This window comes from Albimonas pacifica, from assembly GCF_900113695.1.
GTDB lineage: Bacteria > Pseudomonadota > Alphaproteobacteria > Rhodobacterales > Rhodobacteraceae > Albimonas > Albimonas pacifica.
Map to the genome: position 1 here is coordinate 215550 of NZ_FOQH01000006.1, position 19615 is coordinate 235164.

Genomic DNA, 19615 nt, shown 5'->3' on the forward strand with positions numbered 1-19615 from the left:
GCCATGGACGGCCCGGCAGAGCCGCAGTCCCCTCCGCCTTCGGGCCTCGACGCGTCCGAGCGGGCGCTCTGGGCGCAGCTCTCGGCGGCCGAGGGCCTCGCCGCCACGGCGCAGGCCTGGGCGCCGATGGCCTGCGCGCGCATCCGCGGCGCGCAGGCGGCGGCGGTGATGCTCGATCCCGGCGACGGGCGCCCGCTGCGCGTCGCCGCCGCCCATCCCGCGACCCGACTGCCCTCGGGCGAGGCGCTGGCCGCGGCCGAGAGCGCCCTCGCCCAGGCGCGCGGCGTGATCCGCGGCGCCGCCGGCCCCGACGCGGCCGACCAGCCTGTCGCCATGGCCGTGCCGATCCTCGTCGACGGCAGGGCGCTGGGCGCCGGGGTGCTGGAGATGTCGCCCCAGGGGCCCGAGGGGATGCGCCGCGCCATGCGCTCCCTGCAATGGGCCTGCGCCTGGCTGCGCGACGCGGCCCGCGCCGACGCCGCCGCGGCCGAGCGCACCCGATACGAGCAGGTCGGCCACGCGCTCCACGTCGTCGTCGCCGCCGCCGAGCGGGAGGGGTTCGAGAGCGCCGCCCGCGCGGCCGCCACCGATCTCGCCGCCCGCTTCGCCTGCGACCGGGTCGCCATCGGCGTGCGCCGCGGGCGCGCGACGCGGGTGCGCGCGATCTCCCACGCCGCCCAGTTCGGACGGCGCATGGACCTCGTCCGCCTGATCGCCGCCGCGATGGACGAGGCGATCGACCAGCGCGCCGTCACCCTCCACCCCGAGGCGACCGCCGAGGCCCCCCTCGCCACCCGCGCGGCCGAGGCGCTGGCCCGCGCCCATGGCGCCGGCCACGTGCTGACCGTGCCCCTCTACGCCGTCGACCGCTACGTCGGCGCCGTCACCTTCGAGCGTCCCGCCGACCGTCCCTTCAGCCAGGCGGAGGCGGAGACGCTGGAGGCCTCGGTCACCGTCCTCGCCCCGGTGCTGGAGGAGAAGCGCGCCAACGACCGCTGGCTGATCCAGCGGGCCGGCGACGTGACCCTCGCCCATCTCGGCCGCCTGCTGGGGCCGGGGCGGCTGGCGCGCAAGCTGACGGTGCTTGCGCTGCTGGCCGTGGTCGCCTTCTTCTGGGTCGCGAAGGCGCCCTACCGCGTCTCGGCCGACGCGGTGGTCGAGGGCGAGGTGCAGCGCGCCGTCGTCGCCCCCTTCGAGGGCTTCCTCGCCGAAGCGCCGGTGCGCGCCGGCGACCGGGTGGCGGAGGGCGACCTGCTGGCCAAGCTCGACGACCGCGACCTCGCGCTCGAGCGCCTGCGCCTCGTCACCGAGCGCCAGCGCCGGGTGCGCGAATACGAGCAGGCGCTGGCCCGCCGCGACCGGGCCGAGGCGCGCATCAAGTCCACCCAGATCGACCAGGCCGAGGCGCAGATCGAGCTGATCGACGCCCGCATCGCCCGTTCGGAGCTGCGCGCCCCCTTCGACGGGGTGGTGGTGTCGGGCGACCTCTCCCAGTCCATCGGCGGCGCCGTGGCGCGGGGCGAGAGCCTGCTCGACGTCGCGCCCCTGGACAGCTGGCGGGTGGTGATGCAGGTCGACGAGCGCCGCATCGCCGACATCGCGCCCGGGCAGGGCGGCAGCCTGCTGGTCGCCGCGCTGCCCGAGCAGCCCTTCGAGATCGAGGTGGTCGCCGTCACCCCCGTCGCCCGCTACGCGGAAGGCGCCACCACCTTCGAGGTCGAGGCCCGCGTGCTCGGCGACGCCTCGCGGCTGGCGCCGGGCATGGCGGGCGCCGGGCGCATCGCGGTGGACGAGCGCCGCCTGATCGCGATCTGGATGCGCCCGCTGATCGACTGGGCCCGGCTGACCGCCTGGCGCTGGTCGCCCTGGACGTTCTGAGATGCCGAAAGGGTTCCTCTCGTCCGACTGGTATCGCGTGGCCGACCTGACGCCGCGCCTCGCCGCCCACGTGGAGATCCACCGCCAGGTGTTCCGCGGCGGCGTCTGGCACATCGTCCAGGACCGCCACAACGGCCGCTATCACCGCGTCGGGCCGGCCGGGAACCTGATGCTCAACCTGATGAACGGCCGCCGCACCGTGGCCGAGATCTGGGAGACCGCCTGCGAGCGGTTCGAGGACGATCCCCCCACCCAGGACGAGGTGATCCGGCTGCTCTCGCAGCTCCACAACTCCGACCTGGTGGCGGGCGGGGCCACGCCCGACCTCGACGAACTGGCCCGCCGGGCCGAGAGCCAGGCGCGTCGCAACCTCCTGATGCGCATCCGCAATCCCATGGCGATGCGGATCCCGCTGCTCGACCCCGACGCCTTCCTCGGGGCGACCGCCTGGCTGGCGCGGCCGATCTTCACGGTCTGGGGCTTCCTCGCCTGGCTGGCGCTGCTGGTCTGGGGCGGCGTCGCGGTCGCCCTGAACTGGGAGCCGCTGACCTCCGGCCTCGCCGACCGGGTGCTGACGGTCGAGAACCTGGCCCTCGTCGCCATCGCCTACCCGCTGATCAAGATGATCCACGAGCTGGGCCACGCCTACGCCTCCAAGGTCTGGGGGGGCGAGGTGCACGAGGTGGGCGTGATGTTCCTGGTGTTCATCCCGGTGCCCTACGTGGACGCCTCCGCCTCCTCCGCCTTCGCCTCCAAGTGGCGGCGCGCGGTGGTGGGGGGCGCGGGGATCATGGTGGAGCTGGCGCTCGCCTCCCTCGCCGCGCTGGTCTGGGTCGAGGCGGAGCCGGGCCTGCTGCGCGCCTTCTGCTTCAACGTGATGCTGATCGGGGGCGTCTCGACCCTGTTCTTCAACGGCAACCCGCTGCTGCGCTTCGACGGCTACTTCGTGCTCTGCGACCTGGTCGAGATCCCCAACCTCGGCACCCGCGCCAACCGGCATTTCCTGAACCTGGTGCAGCGCTACGCCTTCGGGCGGCGCGACGTCGACTCGGTGGTGACCGCGCGGGGCGAGGCGGCGTGGTTCGTCGTCTACGCCGTCGCGGCCTTCGTCTACCGGCTGTTCATCGCCGTCGCGATCAGCCTTTTCGTGGCCACCAAGTTCTTCTTCATCGGCGTGGCGCTGGCGATCTGGTCGCTGTCGAACGCCTTCCTGTGGCCGCTCCTGAAGGGGGGCTGGCACGTGATCGCCTCGCCCCACCTGCGCGGGCGGCGGGTGCGCGCGGTCTCGGCCGTGGGGCTGCTGCTGGCGCTGATCGCGGGGGCGCTCTTCGCCGTGCCGCTGCCCCACAGCTCCATCGCCCAGGGCGTCGTGCGCATCGAGGAGGAGCGGATCCTGCGCGCCGGCGCGGCGGGCTTCGTCGCCGCCGTCCACGCCCCCTCGGGCGAGGTCGGCCCGCAGGCCCCGATCCTGACGCTCGAAGACCCGGCGCTCGCCGCCGAGACCCGCCTGCTGGAGGCGCGGCTCGCCGAGATGCGCCTGCGCCTGCGCTCGGTCCTGGTGCTCGACCGGGTGCAGGCCGAGCTCTTCCGCGTGCAGGTCGCCCATCTCGAGGCCCGCGTCGTCGACATCCGCGAGAAGGCCGCCGCCCTCGAGCTGCTGGCCCCCGCCGCCGGCCGGGTGGTGCTGCGCGACGCCGACCGCCTGCAGGGCAAGTGGCTCGCCAAGGGCGAGACGGTGGGCTGGCTGCTGTCGGACGAGCCCGCCGTCCTTTCCGTCGCCGTGCCGGAGACCGAGGCGGAGCTGGTGCGCGGCGACACCCGCGCCGTCTCCCTTCGGTTCGAGCGGCGGCTTGACCGCGAGATCCCCGCCGCCATCCTTCGCGCCGCGCCCGAGGGCGAGGCGCGGCTGCCGTCGCGCGCCCTCTCCACCGCCGCCGGCGGGCCGTTCGCGACGCTGCCCAACGACCCCGACGGGCTGACCACGCTCGACGTCGCCTTCCGCTTCGACGTGGCGCCCCTCGACCCCCTGCCGGTCGAGATGGTGGGCGAGCGGGCGCTGATCCGCTTCGACCATGGCTACGAGCCGCTGGCGCCGCGCATCTGGCGCGCCGCCCGGCAGCTGTTCCTGGCCCGCTTCAATGTCTGACGCGGCGATCCCCGTCCGGCGCCCCCTGCGCCCCCTGCGCCTGCCGCACCCGGTCGCCTATGCCGAGCGGGGCGACGAGATCGACGAATCCCTCGACCGCTGGGGCCGGCGCGTCGCCGCCCCCGTCACCGGCCGCATCGCCCGGTTGCGCGCCGCCGGCGCCTCGCGCTTCCTCGCCCGCGCCGCGGCCCTCGCGCCGGAGTTCGAGGGGCTGTCGGACGCGGCGCTCGACGCCCGCCTCCCCGCCCTGCGCCAGCGCCTGCGGGCGCGGGACCGGCTGTCGGACGCCGATCTCGCGCTGGCGCTCGCCCAGGTGCGCGAGGCCGCCTGGCGCAGCCTCGGCCGCCGCCCCTACGACGTGCAGATGCAGGGGGCCCGCGCCCTCCTGCGCGGCTGCGTGGCGGAGATGCGCACGGGCGAGGGCAAGACCCTGGTCGCCGCCCTCGCCGCCACCGTCCACGCGCTCGCCGGCCGCCCGGTGCATGTGGTGACCGCCAACGAATACCTCGCCGCCCGCGACGGGGAGGAGCTGGCGCCGCTGTACGCCCGCATGGGGCTGAGCGTCGGCGTCATCGTCCCCGACCAGCCCCCCGACGCGCGCCAGCGGGCCTATGCGGCGGACGTGGTGCATGCGTCGGGCAAGGATCTCGCCTTCGACTACCTGCGCGACCGCATCCATCTACGCCGGCGCCCCGGCAACCTGCGCCGCAAGGCCGAGCGGCTGCTGGGAACCGACGCCCGCGGCGACCTGCGGATGCGCGGCCTGCATGTGGCCGTCGTGGACGAGGCCGACAGCGTGATGATCGACGAGGCGCGCACGCCCCTGATCATCTCCGGCAAGGGCTCCGAGCCCGCCGACCTCGCTCTCTTCCGCCACGCCCGCGCCGTGGCGGGCACGCTGGAGGAGCGGCGCGACTACCGCCTCTCGCCCCGCCGCGACCGGGTGGAGCTGACCGAGAAGGGCCGCGACCGGCTCGAGGACCTGGCCGAGGAGGAAGACGCCCCGCGCGCCTTCCGCATCCCCGTGATCCGCGAGCACGCCGTGGTCCAGGCGCTGGCCGCCGATCTCGTGTTCCGGCGCGACGAGCACTACATCGTGCGCGACGACAAGGTCGCCATCGTCGACGAGTTCACCGGCCGCCCGCAGCCCGACCGCACCTGGTCCGACGGCCTGCACCAGATGATCGAGCTGAAGGAGGGGCTGGAGCCGACGCCCCCCCACCGCACCGAGGCGCGCATCACCTTCCAGCGCTTCTTCCGCCGCTACGACCGCCTGTGCGGGATGACCGGCACCGGCCGGGATTCGGCCTGGGAGTTCTGGTCGGTCTACCGCCTCGCCGTGGCGCGCATCCCCACCCATCGCCCCGACGCCCGCCGCTTCGCGCGCGCCCGCGTCTGGCGCGCGGGCGACCGCCGCTGGCAGGCGCTGGCCGAGGAGATCGCGCGGCTCCAGGCCGACGGCCGCGCCGTCCTGCTCGGCGTCCGCTCGGTCGCCGCGGCCGAGGAGGCCTCGGCCCGCCTCGCTTCGCTGAACGTCCCCCACCAGGTCCTCTCCGCCGCGCAGGACGCCGACGAGGCCGAGAAGATCTCCCGCGCCGGCGCGCCGGGGGCGGTGACGGTGGCCACCGCCATGGCCGGGCGCGGCACCGACATCCGCCTCGGGCCGGGCGTGCCCGAGCGCGGCGGCCTGCACGTGATCATCGCCGAGCGTCACGACAGCCGGCGCGTCGACCTCCAGCTCGCCGGGCGCTGCGGGCGCCAGGGAGACCCGGGGCGCGTCGCCACCTTCCTCAGCCTCGACGACGAGCTGCTGCAGGGCAGGGCGGCCGCCCCCTCCCGCGCGCTGGCGAGCCTCGCGCTCGCCCTGCTGCCCGGCGCGGCGGGGGAGCGGGCGGCGGCCGCCTGCATCCGCCGGCGGCAGAAGGCGGTCGAGCACGCCCACGCCGTGATGCGCCGCGACCTGCTCGAGACCGACAAGCGGCTGGCCGACATGCTCGCGCTCTCGGGCCAGATGGAATAGGATCCCTGCGTATGAAACCCATGGCGGCCGCTGCGTTTCTGGCTCTCGCCCCCCTCGCGTCGCCGGCGCAGGAGGGGGAGCGGCACGACTGCGTCATCGACCCGCCGGTGGTCATCGCGCTCGCCTCCTCCGTGCCGGGCCTGCTGACCGAGGTCGCGGTCTCCCGCGGGGACCATGTGAGGGCCGGCCAGCTCGTCGCCCGGCTGGACTCGACGCTCGAGCGCGCCACCCGCGACCTCTTGCGCACCCGCGTCGCCTCCACCGCCGCGATCGAGGCCCAGTCCGCCCGCCTCGCCTTCATCGAGAGCCGGCAGCAGAGGGTGCGCGAGCTCTTCGCCCGCGGCGTCGCCACCCAGGAGACGCTGGACGAGATCGACAGCGCCGTGATCGAGGCCCGCTCGATCCTCAACGAGGTGGAGACCGAGCAGGCCATCGCCGTCCAGGAGCTCGCCCGCGCCGAGGCCGCGGTGGCCCTGCGCGAGATCCACAGCCCCATCGACGGCATCGTGCAGGAGCGCACGCTCTCGCCCGGCGAATACATGCACCAGGAGAGCCACGTGGCCGTGGTGGTCCAGCTCGACCCCCTGCATGTCGAGACCTTCGTGCCGGTGGAGCTCTACGGCTCCATCGCCATCGGGGACGAGGCGACGGTGCTCCCGGCCGCCCCGGTCGAAGGCGCCCACACCGCCACCGTGAAGGTGGTCGACCGGGTCTTCGACGCGGCCTCGGGCACCTTCGGCGTGCGGCTGGAGTTGCCCAACCCCGACGGCGCCTTGCCCGGCGGCCACCGCTGCAAGGTGGTGTTCCCCGGCCCGCCGTCGAACTGACCATGACCGCGCACGCCCCCCTCGCGCACGCGCTTGCCCCCGGCGACGAACTCGCCGAGCGGCTGCGCGCGGTCGTGGCGGGCTTCGGCCTCCCCTTCGGGGCCGAGCGGTCGGTGAAACTCCGCGCGGGCGAGGCGCGCCACGGCCGCGCCCTCTTCTCGCTTGCGCTCGGGCCCGACCCGCGCGGCCAGCTCCTCGCCGCCGCCGAGGCGCTCGGGGCCCCGCAGGCCGCCGTGGCGCCGCTGCTCCCCTGGGCCGGCGCCGCCTCGCACCTGCATGTGGGGGCCGAGCCGCCGGCGACCGCGAAGCTCTATCTCGAGTTCGCGGCCCCGCCGCCGCGGCGCGCGGACCTCGTGTTCCTCGCCGCCAAGTGGCGGGTGGACGGGGCCGCGCCGCGGGCGCTCGCCACCTATTCCCGCCGGGACGAGCCGCTGGAGAGCCTGCTGGCGCGCCTCGCCCCCGCACCCCTGCACGCGCCGCTCCGCGCCCTCGCCGCGCGGACGCAGACCCCGCCGCGGGCGCTGGAGGTGGCCGAGCCGCCCTCGCCCCGTCTCTCCCTCGACCTCAATGTCTACGACGCAGATCTGACGCTGGCCGAGGCCGCGGCGGAGATCCGCGCCCTGCACGCGGCCCTGTCCGCCCCCGGCGCGGACGCGCTGCTCGCGGCCCACGGGGCCGAGCCGCTGGGCCATGTCGCCGCCGGCGTGTCGCGGGACGGCGCGCCCTTCGCGACGATCTACTTCGGGGGCGGCCCGGGATGACCCTGCACGCCCCCCTCGCCCCGGCGCTGGCCGCCAAGCCGTCGGACCCCGCGCTCGACTTCTGCCTCTGGCCCTATGCGCGGCCGCGCCCGCCCGCCCCCGGGGCGCTGCGGACCGAGGCGCTGCTCGACGCCTCCTTCGCGCTGGCCGGGGTCGGCGACGTGATGCCCCCCATCGTCGAGGCGATCCGCGCCCGCCTCGGCCGCTTCGCCACCGTCTGGGGGCTCAAGCACATGGCCGGCCGGCTGTCGTGGGAGTTCTACGTCTACGACTACGCGCGGCGGGAGCGGGCGCACCCCTCGGCCGCGGTGCTCGACGCCCTGCGCCCGCTGATCGAGGTCACGGCCCCCACCGCCGACGACGCGCCGTGGTTCATGTTCTCCTTCGAGATCGACGAGGCCATCGCGCGCGGCCGGGCGCCGCTGGACCGGCTCGACCTCTACACCGGGCTGCCCTCGGACGGGATCTCGGCCGGCATCTGCCACGGGCTGGGGCCGGAGGGGCTGGAGCTGCGCAACCTCTACTGGTTCCACGACGCGGCGACCCAGGCGCAGGACGCCCTGGCCAAGGCCCTCGCCTCGCCGCGCTTCGACGCCCGCCGGGTGGCGCCCGAGGCGCTGTTCTGGCCCGAGATGCGCGCCGCCACCCTCGTCGTCGCGCAGAAGCGCCTGTTCGACGGGATCTATTTCTCGCGCATCGAGGCCGACGCCCTGCTCGCCTTCCTGCGCCGCGCGGGCTTCCCGCCGGCGCTGGCGGCGTGGACGCAGGCGCATCTGCCCGCCCTCTCGCATCACCTGTTCGATGCGGGCTACGACCATTCCATCGGCCCCGACGGCGCCGTGACGGTCGAGAAGGGGAGCGTCTATGGCCTTCTCTGACGCCCCCGCGCAGGTCCCCGACCAGCCGCGCATCTCGCTGCGCGACCACGCCGACTACGTCTCCCTGACCATGGAGTTCCGCTGCAACCTCGCCTGCGTGCACTGCATGATCGAGGGGACCATGGACCGCCTGACCCCGCAGCCCGACAGCGAGTTCCAGGCGGTGCTCGACGAGCAGAGCCGCAACCGACGCTGGAAGGGGCTGATCCTGACCGGCTCGGAGATCACGCTGCGCCGCGACCTCCCCGACCTCGCGCGGCGCGCCCGCGCCGCGGGGTTCGAGCATGTGCGCATCCAGACCCACGGCATGGCGCTCGCCAAGCCCGATTTCGCCGACCGGCTGCTGGACGCGGGGGTGGACGAGTTCTTCGTCTCCGTCGCCGGCTCCGACGCCGAGAGCCACGACCGCATCACCGCCGTCCCGGGCGCCTGGTCGCGGATGATGCGCGGGCTCGAGCGGCTCGACGCCGATCCCCGCGCGCGGCTGTTCACCAACACCGTGGTCACGCGGCTGTCGCATCCGCTGCTCGTGGATCTCGTGGACGCGCTCTCGCACCTCGAGCGCCTGGTCCAGATGGAGTTCTGGGTCTACTGGCCGATGTCCGAGACCGACGAGAAATCCCTCTGCGCCCCCCATGCCGCGATCCTGCCGGACCTCGCCGCCGCGATCCGGCGGGCGCGCGCCTTGGGCCGCTTCGTCGAGGTGAAGAACTTCCCGCATTGCCTGCTCGTCGCCGAGGGGCTGGGCGATGCGCTGGTCAACGACCAGCCGTTGCTGCTGATCGATCCGGCCTTCTGGACCGAGTTCGAGCGCAACGGATTCCACCAATGCGTTCACCGCGAGCGCTGCGCCTCGCAGCAGTGCCTGGGGTTGAACGCCGCCTATGTCGACCGCTTCGGATGGGAGGGGGATTCTCTCTTGCCTCTTGGGAAACCAAGCCCGTAGCGTGAACGACGATCGCCGGGGGGGATCCGGCAAAAAGCGTGAACGAAACCTGAACGAAAGGGCCGGTGTCCATGGCCAAGCAGCTTCTCATCTACGAACGGGCGGTCAGCGTCTCGGCGCAGCGTCATCGCGACTGGTCGGTGGCGACGGGCCGCTCCTACGCCTTCGCCCGCGGCATCAACGCGGCGCCGCTGGTGGCGGCGGAGTTCCTGCCGGCGTCGCTCGAATACGCCATCGTCTTCGCCGGCGAGGGCGACGCGATCATGCCCTCGGCCCTGCTGGGCGTGCGCGGCGAGGAGAACAGCTTCGTCGCGCAGGACGGCTCCTGGGGCGGGCGCTACATCCCCGCCTTCCTGCGCCGCTATCCGTTCGTGTTCTCGCGCTCGGCCGACGGCAAGACCTTCTCGCTGTGCATCGACGAGGAGTTCGAGGGCCTGAACCAGGACGGAAGGGGCGAGCGTCTCTTCGACTCCGAGGGGAACCGGACCCAGTACCTGAACACGATCCTGGAGTTCGTGACCCAGTATCAGACCCAGTTCGCCGCCACCGGCCGCTTCTGCCAGCGCCTGAAGGAGCTGGACCTGCTGCAGCCGGCGACCGCGCAGTTCCGCCTGCCGGGCGGGCAGACGCCCTCGCTCTCGGGCTTCATGACGGTGGACCGCGAGCGGCTGAAGAAGCTGCCCGACGAGACGCTGCTGCAGCTGGCGCGCTCGGACGAGCTGGAGCTCATCCACGCCCACCTGCACTCGCTGGCCAACATCACGCCGATGGCCCAGCGGCTGGCGGCCGCGGCGCCCGCGGCGGCGCCCGAGACCGCGCCCGAGCCCGTCGAGGGCTGAGCGGACAGGTCCGGGCCCCATGACGGCCATGTCCGGGGGCCCGGATCCCCTTCGCGTGCTGGTCGCCGGCGGCGGCTCCGCCGGCTGGATGGCGGCGGCGACGCTCGACGCCGCGCTGAACCGCGGCGGCGCGCGCGCCGTGGCGATCACCGTGGTCGAAAGCCCCGACACGCCCCGCATCGGCGTCGGAGAGGCGACCATCCCCACGATCCGCCGGACCCTGCGCCGGCTGCGGATCCCGGAGGCGGAGTTCCTCGCCGCCGCCGAGGCGACCTTCAAGCAGGCCATCGTCTTCGCCGACTGGTCGGGGCCGGGCTCGGGCTTCGCCCACCCGTTCCACACCCGCCCCGGCGACGGGGCCGAGCAGGCCGCGGCCCGCTTCCTGCGCTCCGACGGGCGCACGCCCTTCGCCGACCTGGTGACCCCGCAGCCGGCGCTCGCCGCCGCCTTCCGCGGGCCGCGCCGGGCCGGGGACGCCGACTACGTCGGCCCGCTGCCCTACGCCTACCACATGGACGCCGAGGCCTTCGCCGAGCTGCTGGCCGCCCGCGCCGTGACCCGCGGGGTGGCGCGCGTCTCCGCCCACCTGCGCCCGCCCGAGCGCGCGCCGGACCGGCCGCTGGAGGCGGTCGAGGCGACGGACGGCCGGCGCTTCGCCGCCGATCTCTTCGTCGACGCCACCGGCTTCCGGCGGCTGCTGATCGGGCAGGGGGGCTTTCTCGACCAGTCGCGCCACCTGATCTGCGACGCGGCCGTGGCCCTGCGCGCGCCCTGCGCCCCCGGTCCCACGCGCCCCTTCACCGTCGCCGCCGCCCGCGAGGGCGGCTGGACCTGGGACATCCCGCTGCGCACGCGCCGCGGGCGGGGCTACGTCCACGCCACCGCGCATCTTGCGCCCGAGGCCGCCGAGGACGCCCTGCGCGCCGAGACCCCCGGCGCCGGCGAGGCCCGGCGCCTGCGCTTCCAGGTGGGCCGCCTCGCGCAGCCCTGGCAGGCGAACGTCGTGGCGGTCGGCCTCGCGGCCGGCTTCGTCGAGCCGCTGGAGTCCACCGGCCTGCATCTCGCCGACCTCGCCGCGGGGCTGCTGGCCGAGAACGCGCCGCTCGCCGGCCCCAACCCGGGCCTGGCGCGCGCCTACAACGCCCTGCTGGCGGCGGCGCATGACGAGGTGGTGGACTTCGTGAACCTGCACTACGCGGCCTCGCCCCGCCGCGACACGCCCTTCTGGCGCGACGCCGCCGACCCCGCCCGGCGCACCGACCGGGTGGCCCATCTGCTCGAGCTGTGGGAGGCGCGCCCTCCCGTCGCGGCCGATTTCCCCAGCAGCCTGCAGGCCTTCAACCACCGCAACTGGGAGTTCATCCTCCACGGTCTCGGCTGGCGGCCGCGGGCGCTGGGGCCGGCCGGGGGGCCGCCCCTCGCCCCCGATCCCGAGCTCGCGGCCGAGGCCCGCCGCCTCGCCGCCGAGCTGCCCGGGCACGACGCGCTGCTGGCCGCGCTCGCGCCCCGCTGAACCACCGGAGGCGCGCCCAACTGACGTAGCGGCCGGAGGCGCCGCGTCGCACTGGCGCCGCGGGCGACCCTCGCTAGGCTTCAGGCTCCCCCGACGGAGCCCCGCCATGATCCCGGCCCGCTACGCAAACGTCCTGTTCGGCCTGATCCTCAGCGGGCTGATGTCCTGCATGGTCTCGGGCATCGCCACGTTCCGCGCGGCCGAGGCGGTGGACGCGGGCTTTCCGATGCTCTGGCTCGGGGCGTGGCTGTCGTCCTGGGCGGTGGCCTTCCCGGCGGTGCTGGTGGTGGCGCCGCTGACCCGCCGGCTGGTGGCGCGGCTGGTGGTCCGGCCGGCCGACTGAGCGCTCAGCCCAGCGCGTGCAGGACCAGGCTCGCCGCGATCGCCCACATCACCACCGCGATGCCCGCGTCCAGCGCCCGCCAGGCCGCGGGCCGCGCGAAGACCGGCGCCAGCAGCCGCGCGCCATAGCCCAGCCCGAAGAAGAACACGAAGGACGCGCCCGCGGCCCCGATCCCGTAGCCGAGCTTCTCGACCCCCTGGAACGGCGCCCCCACCGCCCCCACCAGCGCCAGCGTGTCGAGGTAGACATGCGGGTTCAGCCAGGTGAAGGCGAGCGTCTGGAGCAGCGCCGCCCGCAGCCCCAGATCCGCCCCGCCGCCCGTCGCGAGCGTCTCGGCCGGGCCCATCGCCGCGCGCAGGCGCAGGGCCCCGTAGACCGCGAGGAACGCGGCCCCCGCCAGCGCCATCGCAGGGCCCAGCCAGGGCCAGCGCCCGGCCGCCGCCCCGAACCCCGCCACCCCCGCCGCGATCAGCGCCGCGTCCGAGACGGCGCAGGTCAGGCACACCCAGAACACATGCCGCCCCCGCAGCCCCTGGCGGAGCACGAAGGCGTTCTGCGCCCCGATGGCGAGGATCAGCGAGAAGCCCGTGGCGAAGCCGGTCGCGCCGGCCGCCCAGGCGCCGGCGGCGGTCATGGCGGGAAACTCCGTGGCGGGGGAGGGCTCAGTCGCGCCGGGCCGCGGCCGGCGGGCGCGCGGCCCCGGTGCGCGGCGCCCCGGCGCGGGGCTTGCCGTTGGGCAGGCGGCGGGCCTGGCCGGCGGCGCGCTCCTCGGGCGTGGGGGGGACGACGAGGCCGGCGGAGATCACCAGCTTGGCGGCCTCCTCGACGGTCATGTCCAGGATCACCACGTCCTCGCGCGGGACGAACAGCAGGAAGCCCGAGGTCGGGTTGGGCGTGGTCGGCAGGAACACCGACATCATCGTGCCGGCCTGCGGCGCGTCGTCGCCGTTGAAGGCGGCGACGCGGGCGGGGACCTCGCCGCGGGCCTCGGTGGAGACGAAGGCGATCGCCCACAGGCCGCGGCGCGGATACTCGATCAGGCAGGACTGCTTGAACGAGGCGCCCGAGCTCTGGGTCAGCACCGTCTCGATGATCTGCTTCACGCCGTTGTAGACCGAGCGCACGATGGGCATCCGGTCGACCCAGCGCTCGGCCAGCAGCACCAGCTGGCGGCCGAACAGGTTCTTGGTCAGCGCGCCCACGACGGCCGTGAACACCAGGAACACCACCAGCCCGAAGCCCGGCACGTCGACCCCGATCCAGGTGGAGGGGTTGTAGAGGTCCGGCACCAGCGGGACGATCTTGTCGTCGACGAAGGTGATGACCGTCCACACCAGGTAGAGCGTCAGCGTCACCGGGGCGACGATCACCAGCCCGGTGAGGAAATTCGCCCGCCAGCGCTGGAACAGCCCGCGCCGGGACGAACGTTTGCTGGAGCTGCGCGGCGAAACGGCCATGGAGGAGCGTGTCCTGAAGGTCGAGGGCGGTCCCGACGGGCGGGCGGCCGCGAGGGCGAACGGGCCGCAGGGGCGGACCGGGAGGGCGAACGTCGGGCGCCCCGCGCGATGCGCGCGCGGGACCGCCGGAAGCTAGTCATGCCGGCGCCGCGGCGCAATATCGCGATGAACGGCTTTCGCGCGCCGCAGGCCCCGCGCGCCGCCCGGTCAGGGGGGCGGGGCCGGGCTCAGAGCGGGCCGCCGGGCTCGTCGCTCCGTCGGGGCTCGCTGCCGGGCAGGGGGCCGCGGCGGCGGTTCGCGGAGAACACGAACATCATCGAGCCCAGCATCGCCAGCCCCGTGCCCACCAGCATCAGCGGCAGCGGCAGCGCGCTCCCGGAGACGTCGAGCAGCCAGCCGGTCACCCACGACAGCGCCGCGCCCCCGGTCAGCATCAGCGTGGAGCCCAGCCCCGAGGCGCTGCCCGCCAGATGCGGACGCACCGAGAGCTGGCCGGCCATGGCGTTGGGCATCGCCATGCCGCAGCCGATGCCCACGAAGGCGGTCGGGCCGAACAGCGCCAGCGGATGCATCACCCCCGCCAGGAACAGCAGCGTCGAGACCGACATCGCCGCCACGGTCATCACCGCCCCGATCACGATCATCCGGTCGATCCCCAGCCGCGCGCCCAGCTGCGTGGTCAGGAAGTTGCCGGCCATGTAGCCGCCGGCCATGAACATGAAATTGGCGCCCAGCTCCCTGGGGCTCAGGCCCAGCACCTCGCTCGCCACGTAGGGCGCGCCGCCCAGGAAGGCGAAGAAGGCGCCCGAGGCGCAGGCGCAGGCCAGCGCGTAGCCCCAGAAGCGATGCGAGCGCACCAGCTCGGGATAGGCCCGGAACTGCTCGCCGAAGGAGGCGGTGCGGTTCATGTTGGTCTCGCCCGCGTCCGCCCAGCACAGCGCGAACACCGACAGCGAGGCGACCAGCAGCACGGTGAAGTTGGCGTGCCAGCCGTAGAGCTCCTGCAGCCAGCCGCCGATCAGCGGGCCGATCATCGGCACCACCGCCATGCACATCGCGAGATAGCCCATCATCTGGGCCGCGGTCTCCTGCGTGGACATGTCCCGCACCATCGCCCGCGACAGCACCAGCCCCGCCGAGGAGGCGGTCTGCAGCATCCGGAAGGCCATGAAGCTCTCGATCGACTCGGCCTGCAGGCAGCCCACGGTGGCCAGCGCGAAGATCGCGATCCCCCCCAGCAGCACCGGCCGACGGCCCAGCCGGTCCGACAGCGGCCCGATGACCAGCTGCAGCGCGCCCATCACCAGCAGATAGGCCGACACGGCCAGCTGCATGTCCGAGTAGGCGACCCCGAAGTCCTTCGCCATCCCCGGCATCGAGGGCAGGAAGATGTTCATGCTCAGCGCGCCCATGCCGGCCATCGCGACCAGCGTGAGCAGCGTGGGCGGGGTCCGTCGGTCGAACAGGCGGCGGGGCCGGGGAGAGGGGTCGGTGGTCATGATCGCCATAAGGATGGCTTAGGATGCGGCGCCGCGAAAGTCCAACCGAATTCGGCGTGGCGAGAGCAACCCTTGGTTGAATTTCGCCCTTGCGGCTCGCGCCTTGTCGCCTCGTTTACCGCTTGTCAACGCTCCCGGCGCCAGGCTGCGGCGCCGGCGGGGAGCCCCGCGGGCGAACCGGAAGGAGCCGCCATGTCCCGCGCCCCCCTCGACCGGTCCGGACGCGCCCTGGCGCGACGCCGGGCGCCCGGCCCCCCGGCCGCCGCGCTGCGCGCGGCGCTCGGGGCGGCGCTGGCGCTGGCGCTGCTGGCCGCGATCGCCTGGCCCCGCCCCGCCCCGGCGCAGGAGGCGGGGACGACGCAGGCCGGCGCCCTCGGCCCCGCCGCGGCGGAGGTGGCGGTCGGCTGGTTCCCGCTCCCCCCCTACATCATCGCGACCGAGGACGGGCCGCCCAGCGGCTTCGGCGCCGAGGTCCTGTCGCAGGCCGCGCGCGACGCGGGCCTGCGTCCGGCGTTCCGCGCCCTCTCCGGCCCCGCGGAGGCGCTGGAGGCGCTGCGCGACGGGCGGGTGCAGGCGCTCGCCGTCTTCGGCGTCTCGCAGGAGCGTCTGGCGACGGTGGAATACACCCGCCCGTTCGTCGAGGTGCGCAGCGGCCTGTTCTCCTCCGCGCGCATGGCCGAGACGCTCGCCGCCGCGCGGGCGGCGGGCGACCTGCAGGGCGCGCGCGTGGGCTACCAGGCCGGCGGCCTCGGCCGCAGCCTGGCCGAGGCGCTGCCGGGGGCCGAGCCGCGCTCGATCGTGGGCTTCTCCAACCTGATGGAGCAGCTCGCCTCCGGCCGGGTCGACGCCGTGGTCCTGCTCGAGGAGGCGTTCGACCGCGGGGTCTTCGCGCTCGACCAGCAGGGCCGTTTCGCGCGCGTCGGGCCCTGGCTGCGGGTGACGCCCATGGCCATCGCCGTCGACCGCCGCCTGCCGGGTCTCGCCCGCCGGTTCGACCAGGCGATCGAGGGGATGCAGGCCGGCGGCCGCCTCGCCGAGATCGAGGACCGCTGGTTCGGCGCGCCCCCCTCCTGGTGGACCCGCGCCCGCATCGCCTGGGTCTCCGCCGCGACGCTCGCGGGCGCGCTGGTCCTGGGCGCGGGCCTGCTGTGGCAGGTGCGCGAGCGCGAGCGCGCCGGCCGCCTGGCCGAGGCGCGACGCTTCGGCGCCGAGCAGGCGCGCCTCGCCGAGGCGCTGGCCTTCAAGAACGCCGAGCTCGAGTCGCGCTCGCGCGACATGGAGCGGCTGCTCTACGTGGTCTCCCACGATCTCAAGAGCCCGCTGGTCTCGATCGGCGGCTTCGCGCGCCGCCTCGACCGGCATCTCGAGCAGGGGGACCCGGAGAAGGCCCGCTCCGCCGCCGAGCGGATCTCGCGCAACGTCCAGGCGATGTCGGAGCTGATCGAGGGCATCCTGCGCCTCGGGCGCGCCGGCGCGGGGGAGGCGCGGCTCGACTGGGTCGAGGTGGACCGCGTGGCCGACTCCGTCGCCGAGGCGCTCGCCGGCCGGCTGGAGCGGGCGCGCGCCCGCCTGATCGTGATGCGCCCCCTGCCGGTGGTGCGCGCCGACGAGGTCCTGCTGCGCCAGGCCCTGCAGAACCTGGTCGAGAACGCGCTGCGCTACGGCTGCCTCGAGCCGGGGATGACGGTCGAGATCATCTCCCGCAGCCGCGGCGGCCTGGTCGAGATCGGCGTGCGCGACGAGGGGCCGGGCGTGCCGGAGAAGGACCGCGAGCGGATCTTCGACCTCTACCGCCGCGGCCTCGGCGCCTCGGCCGCGAGCGAGGAGGGCGCGGGTCTCGGCCTCGCCACCGTGCGCAAGATCGCCGAGCGGCATGGCGGGCGGGTCGGGCTCGACTCGCGCCCCGGCCGCGGCGTGACCTTCTGGATCGGGCTCCCCGTGGGCCCCGACGCGACGCTCGCCGAACATGCCGCCGGCGCCGCCGGGCTTCCCCCCGGCCAGAGCTTCGAGGCGCGCCCCTTCGCCTTCGCGGCCCCCGGCGGCGAGCCCCCGGCCGACCGGTCCGCGCCCGCGCAGGCCCCGGGCGGCGGGGCCGCCTCCGGGTCGGCCGGGACCCCTTCTCCGGATCCGCAGGACCCCCCGCCGCCCGGCGGCGGCCAGGGCGCGGAAGAAAGGAGCGCGGCGTGACCGAAGAGACCCCCTTCCGCATCCTCCTCGTCGAGGACAACGAGGACCATGCCGAGCTGATCATGGAGATCCTCGAGGATGCGTCCGCGCGCGTCGACGTGCGCCGCTGCTGCGACGGGGAGGCGGCGCTGGCCCATCTCGCCGGCGCGCGCCAGGATCCCGCGGCGCATCTGCCCGACCTGGTGCTGCTGGACCTCGACATGCCGCGCATGGACGGGTTCCAGACGCTCTCGGCGATCAAGTCCGATCCGCGCATGCGCCGGATCCCGGTGGTGATCCTGACCACCTCGCGCGCACGCCAGGACGTGGCGCGCGCGCTCGACGGCCACGCCAATTCCTATGTGTGCAAGACCGCCGACTTCTCCGCGCTCGAGGCGCTGCTGGCGGAGGTGCGCCGCTACTGGACCCGGGCGAACCTGCGTCCGGGACCGATTCTGGGCGATGCGGTGGGCGCCTGAAGCGTCGCATTCCGCGAAAATTCGAAACGAACGGGCGGTCGCGGCCGCCCTGCCTGGCCGCCGGGGCAACGCTTCTTCAACCAAGGCGGACATAACCTGAAGACGAGGCGAAGAGCGGGCCGATGGGAACAGCGATGCGGTGTCTGATCGTAGAGGACTATGTCGAACTGGCCGAGCTCTGGCGGCTCGAGCTGGCGGACCTCGGGTTCGAGGCGGTGGCGGTGCATTCCGCCGAAGCCGCTTTCGCCCATATGCTGCTGACCCCGTTCGACCTGGTGATCGCCGACCTCGGTCTGCCCGACGGCTCCGGTCTGACGGTGGCGCAGAGCGCGGCGATCCGCGCCCCGGGCGCGGCGGTGATCGTGGTCACCGGCCAGGCCGACTACCCCCATGGGGAGCTGTTCGGGATGTCGACCAACATCGTCGCGGTGTTCCGCAAGACCTCCGACCTCAACGACATGCTGGCCTTCGCCGACCACCTGCGCGTCAAGCGCGCCCGCGCGCTCGGGCAGGGGGACGCCGCGCTCCCGCCCGCCGAGCCGGCCGCGCGCGCCTCCTCCGACCGCGCCTCGCTGCGCGCCGGCCCGCCAGAGCTTCGGGCCCGCCTTCGCGCCGCCGGCTGAGCGGGCCGCGCGAAGACGGGCTCAGCGCTCGGCCCGCCCCCGCGGCCCGAAGCCGCCAGGCGGCGCCCCCGCGCCCCTCCCGCGAGGATCGGGGTCCCGGCCCGCAACACCCGACCTCCGAGCCCTCAGGACCTGTTTGCAGCCGGGCCCGTCCGGCGCGCGCGTCGCGCTGCTCTGGGCCGACGCAGGGACGGTCGGCGCCTCCGCCTCGCCGAGAGGAGCGTGCTCTGCGGGGCGATGCACGTGCGCCGAGCCGAGACGAGCCTCCGCTGAGACGGGCCCGCGCCGGGACGAGCCTGCGCCAGGACGGGCCTGCGCCGGGACGGGCCCGCGCCGCTCCGCATCGGGAGCCGGGAGCGAGGGGCGCCGCCTGGCCCCCCCGACGCACCGCCCTCGCGGGCGGGGCGGGGGTCAGGCCTTCCAGTCGGGGTCGCGCTTCTCGAGGAAGGCCTGCACGCCCTCGGCCGTGTCGCGGTGGAGCATGTTCTCGGCCATCACCCGGCCGGTGTAGGCGTAGGCCGCCTCGAGGCTCATGCCGGCCTGGGCGTAGAACGCCTCCTTGCCGATGCGCACCGCGACGCCGAGCTTGTCGGCCACCGTGCGGGCGAGCGCCAGCGCCGCCTCGGACTGCTCGCCCTCGGGGACCACCCGGTTCACCAGGCCGATCTCACGGGCGCGGGCGGCGTCGATGAACTCGCCCGTGGTCAGCATCTCGAAGGCGTGCTTGGCCGGCGCGTTGCGGGTCAGCGCCACCATCGGCGTCGAGCAGAACAGGCCGATGTTCACCCCGTTGACCCCGAAGCGCGTCGTCTCCGCCGCCACCGCCATGTCGCAGGTCGCCACCAGCTGGCAGCCGGCGGCCGTCGCCACCCCGTGCACCTCGGCGATCACCGGCTGCGGCAGCCGGGTGATCGAGGTCATCATCCGCGCGCACTGCGCGAACAGCGCGGTGTAATAGGCCCGGCCGCCGTCGGGCGCCTGGCGCGCGCCCTGCATCTCGCGCAGGTCGTGGCCGGCGCAGAAGGCCTTGCCGGCGCCGCGCAGCACCACCGCCTTCACCGACCCGTCGCCCGCCAGCCGGTCGAGCTCCGCCTGCAGGCGGGTCAGCATCGCCTCGGAGAGCGCGTTGATCTTCGCGGGCTGGTTCAGCGTCAGCCGCGCCACGGGGCCGAGATCCTCGCGGAGCACGAGCGTCTCGGCGGCGGCGATCTGGGTCTGCGCGGTCATGGCGGGCCTCCCG

17 protein-coding genes are annotated in these 19615 nt (G+C 74.9%); 13 read left to right on the top strand and 4 right to left on the bottom strand.

Annotated features, from left to right (window positions below; translation table 11 throughout):
• Positions 1-3 precede the first annotated feature (3 nt).
• The 10 genes from BM064_RS14630 (at position 4) to BM064_RS14675 (ending at position 12151) form a co-directional block, all read left to right on the top strand.
• Entirely contained in the window at positions 4-1878 is a 1875-nt protein-coding gene (locus BM064_RS14630; RefSeq protein WP_092860532.1) for a GAF domain-containing protein, read from the top strand.
• Position 1879: 1 nt separating this feature from the next.
• Complete coding sequence (locus BM064_RS14635; protein WP_092860533.1) at positions 1880-4024, top strand: PqqD family protein; 2145 nt, start codon at positions 1880-1882, stop codon at positions 4022-4024.
• Positions 4017-6044: a preprotein translocase subunit SecA gene (locus BM064_RS14640; RefSeq protein WP_092860534.1), complete on the top strand. Its 2028-nt coding sequence runs from the start codon at positions 4017-4019 to the stop codon at positions 6042-6044. The genes BM064_RS14635 and BM064_RS14640 overlap by 8 nt, the downstream gene beginning before the upstream one ends.
• Before the next feature lie 11 nt (positions 6045-6055).
• Entirely contained in the window at positions 6056-6871 is an 816-nt protein-coding gene (locus tag BM064_RS14645; RefSeq protein ID WP_092860535.1) for an efflux RND transporter periplasmic adaptor subunit, read from the top strand.
• 2 nt (positions 6872-6873) lie between these two features.
• A complete protein-coding gene (locus tag BM064_RS14650) occupies positions 6874-7632 on the top strand; it encodes a hypothetical protein (protein ID WP_092860536.1) in 759 nt (252 codons plus the stop codon).
• A complete protein-coding gene (locus BM064_RS14655; RefSeq protein ID WP_092860537.1) occupies positions 7629-8510 on the top strand; it encodes a hypothetical protein in 882 nt (293 codons plus the stop codon). The genes BM064_RS14650 and BM064_RS14655 overlap by 4 nt, the downstream gene beginning before the upstream one ends.
• Positions 8497-9456, top strand: a complete 960-nt coding sequence (locus BM064_RS14660; protein WP_218161045.1) for a radical SAM protein — start codon at positions 8497-8499, stop codon at positions 9454-9456. The genes BM064_RS14655 and BM064_RS14660 overlap by 14 nt, the downstream gene beginning before the upstream one ends.
• Before the next feature lie 71 nt (positions 9457-9527).
• Positions 9528-10295 (top strand): SapC family protein, encoded by a 768-nt coding sequence (locus tag BM064_RS14665; protein ID WP_092860539.1) that lies wholly within the window; start codon positions 9528-9530, stop codon positions 10293-10295.
• Positions 10296-10350: 55 nt separating this feature from the next.
• Positions 10351-11808, top strand: coding sequence for a tryptophan 7-halogenase (locus BM064_RS14670; protein WP_177236269.1), 1458 nt, complete (start codon positions 10351-10353; stop codon positions 11806-11808).
• 106 nt (positions 11809-11914) lie between these two features.
• Positions 11915-12151, top strand: coding sequence for a DUF2798 domain-containing protein (locus tag BM064_RS14675; protein WP_092860543.1), 237 nt, complete (start codon positions 11915-11917; stop codon positions 12149-12151).
• A gap of 4 nt (positions 12152-12155) precedes the next feature.
• Here BM064_RS14675 and BM064_RS14680 read toward each other — a convergent pair whose 3' ends face one another.
• From BM064_RS14680 to BM064_RS14690, 3 genes are all read right to left on the bottom strand, one after another.
• A complete protein-coding gene (locus BM064_RS14680; RefSeq protein WP_092860545.1) occupies positions 12156-12785 on the bottom strand; it encodes a LysE/ArgO family amino acid transporter in 630 nt (209 codons plus the stop codon).
• Positions 12786-12813: 28 nt separating this feature from the next.
• Entirely contained in the window at positions 12814-13608 is a 795-nt protein-coding gene (locus BM064_RS14685) for a DUF502 domain-containing protein (RefSeq protein ID WP_092860547.1), read from the bottom strand.
• Positions 13609-13835: 227 nt separating this feature from the next.
• Positions 13836-15116, bottom strand: a complete 1281-nt coding sequence (locus BM064_RS14690; RefSeq protein ID WP_245779171.1) for a multidrug effflux MFS transporter — start codon at positions 15114-15116, stop codon at positions 13836-13838.
• A gap of 183 nt (positions 15117-15299) precedes the next feature.
• Here BM064_RS14690 and BM064_RS14695 point away from each other — a divergent pair, with 183 nt between their 5' ends.
• From BM064_RS14695 to BM064_RS14705, 3 genes are all read left to right on the top strand, one after another.
• On the top strand, positions 15300-17294 hold the full coding sequence (locus BM064_RS14695; protein WP_092860549.1) for a sensor histidine kinase: 1995 nt from the start codon (positions 15300-15302) through the stop codon (positions 17292-17294).
• On the top strand, positions 17291-17752 hold the full coding sequence (locus BM064_RS14700; protein WP_092860551.1) for a response regulator: 462 nt from the start codon (positions 17291-17293) through the stop codon (positions 17750-17752). The genes BM064_RS14695 and BM064_RS14700 overlap by 4 nt, the downstream gene beginning before the upstream one ends.
• Positions 17753-17874: 122 nt before the next feature.
• Positions 17875-18375, top strand: coding sequence for a response regulator (locus BM064_RS14705; RefSeq protein ID WP_092860553.1), 501 nt, complete (start codon positions 17875-17877; stop codon positions 18373-18375).
• Between the two features lie 411 nt (positions 18376-18786).
• On the opposite strand, the gene BM064_RS14710 is transcribed toward BM064_RS14705, so the two are convergent.
• Positions 18787-19602: an enoyl-CoA hydratase gene (locus BM064_RS14710; protein ID WP_092860555.1), complete on the bottom strand. Its 816-nt coding sequence runs from the start codon at positions 19600-19602 to the stop codon at positions 18787-18789.
• Positions 19603-19615 lie beyond the last annotated feature (13 nt).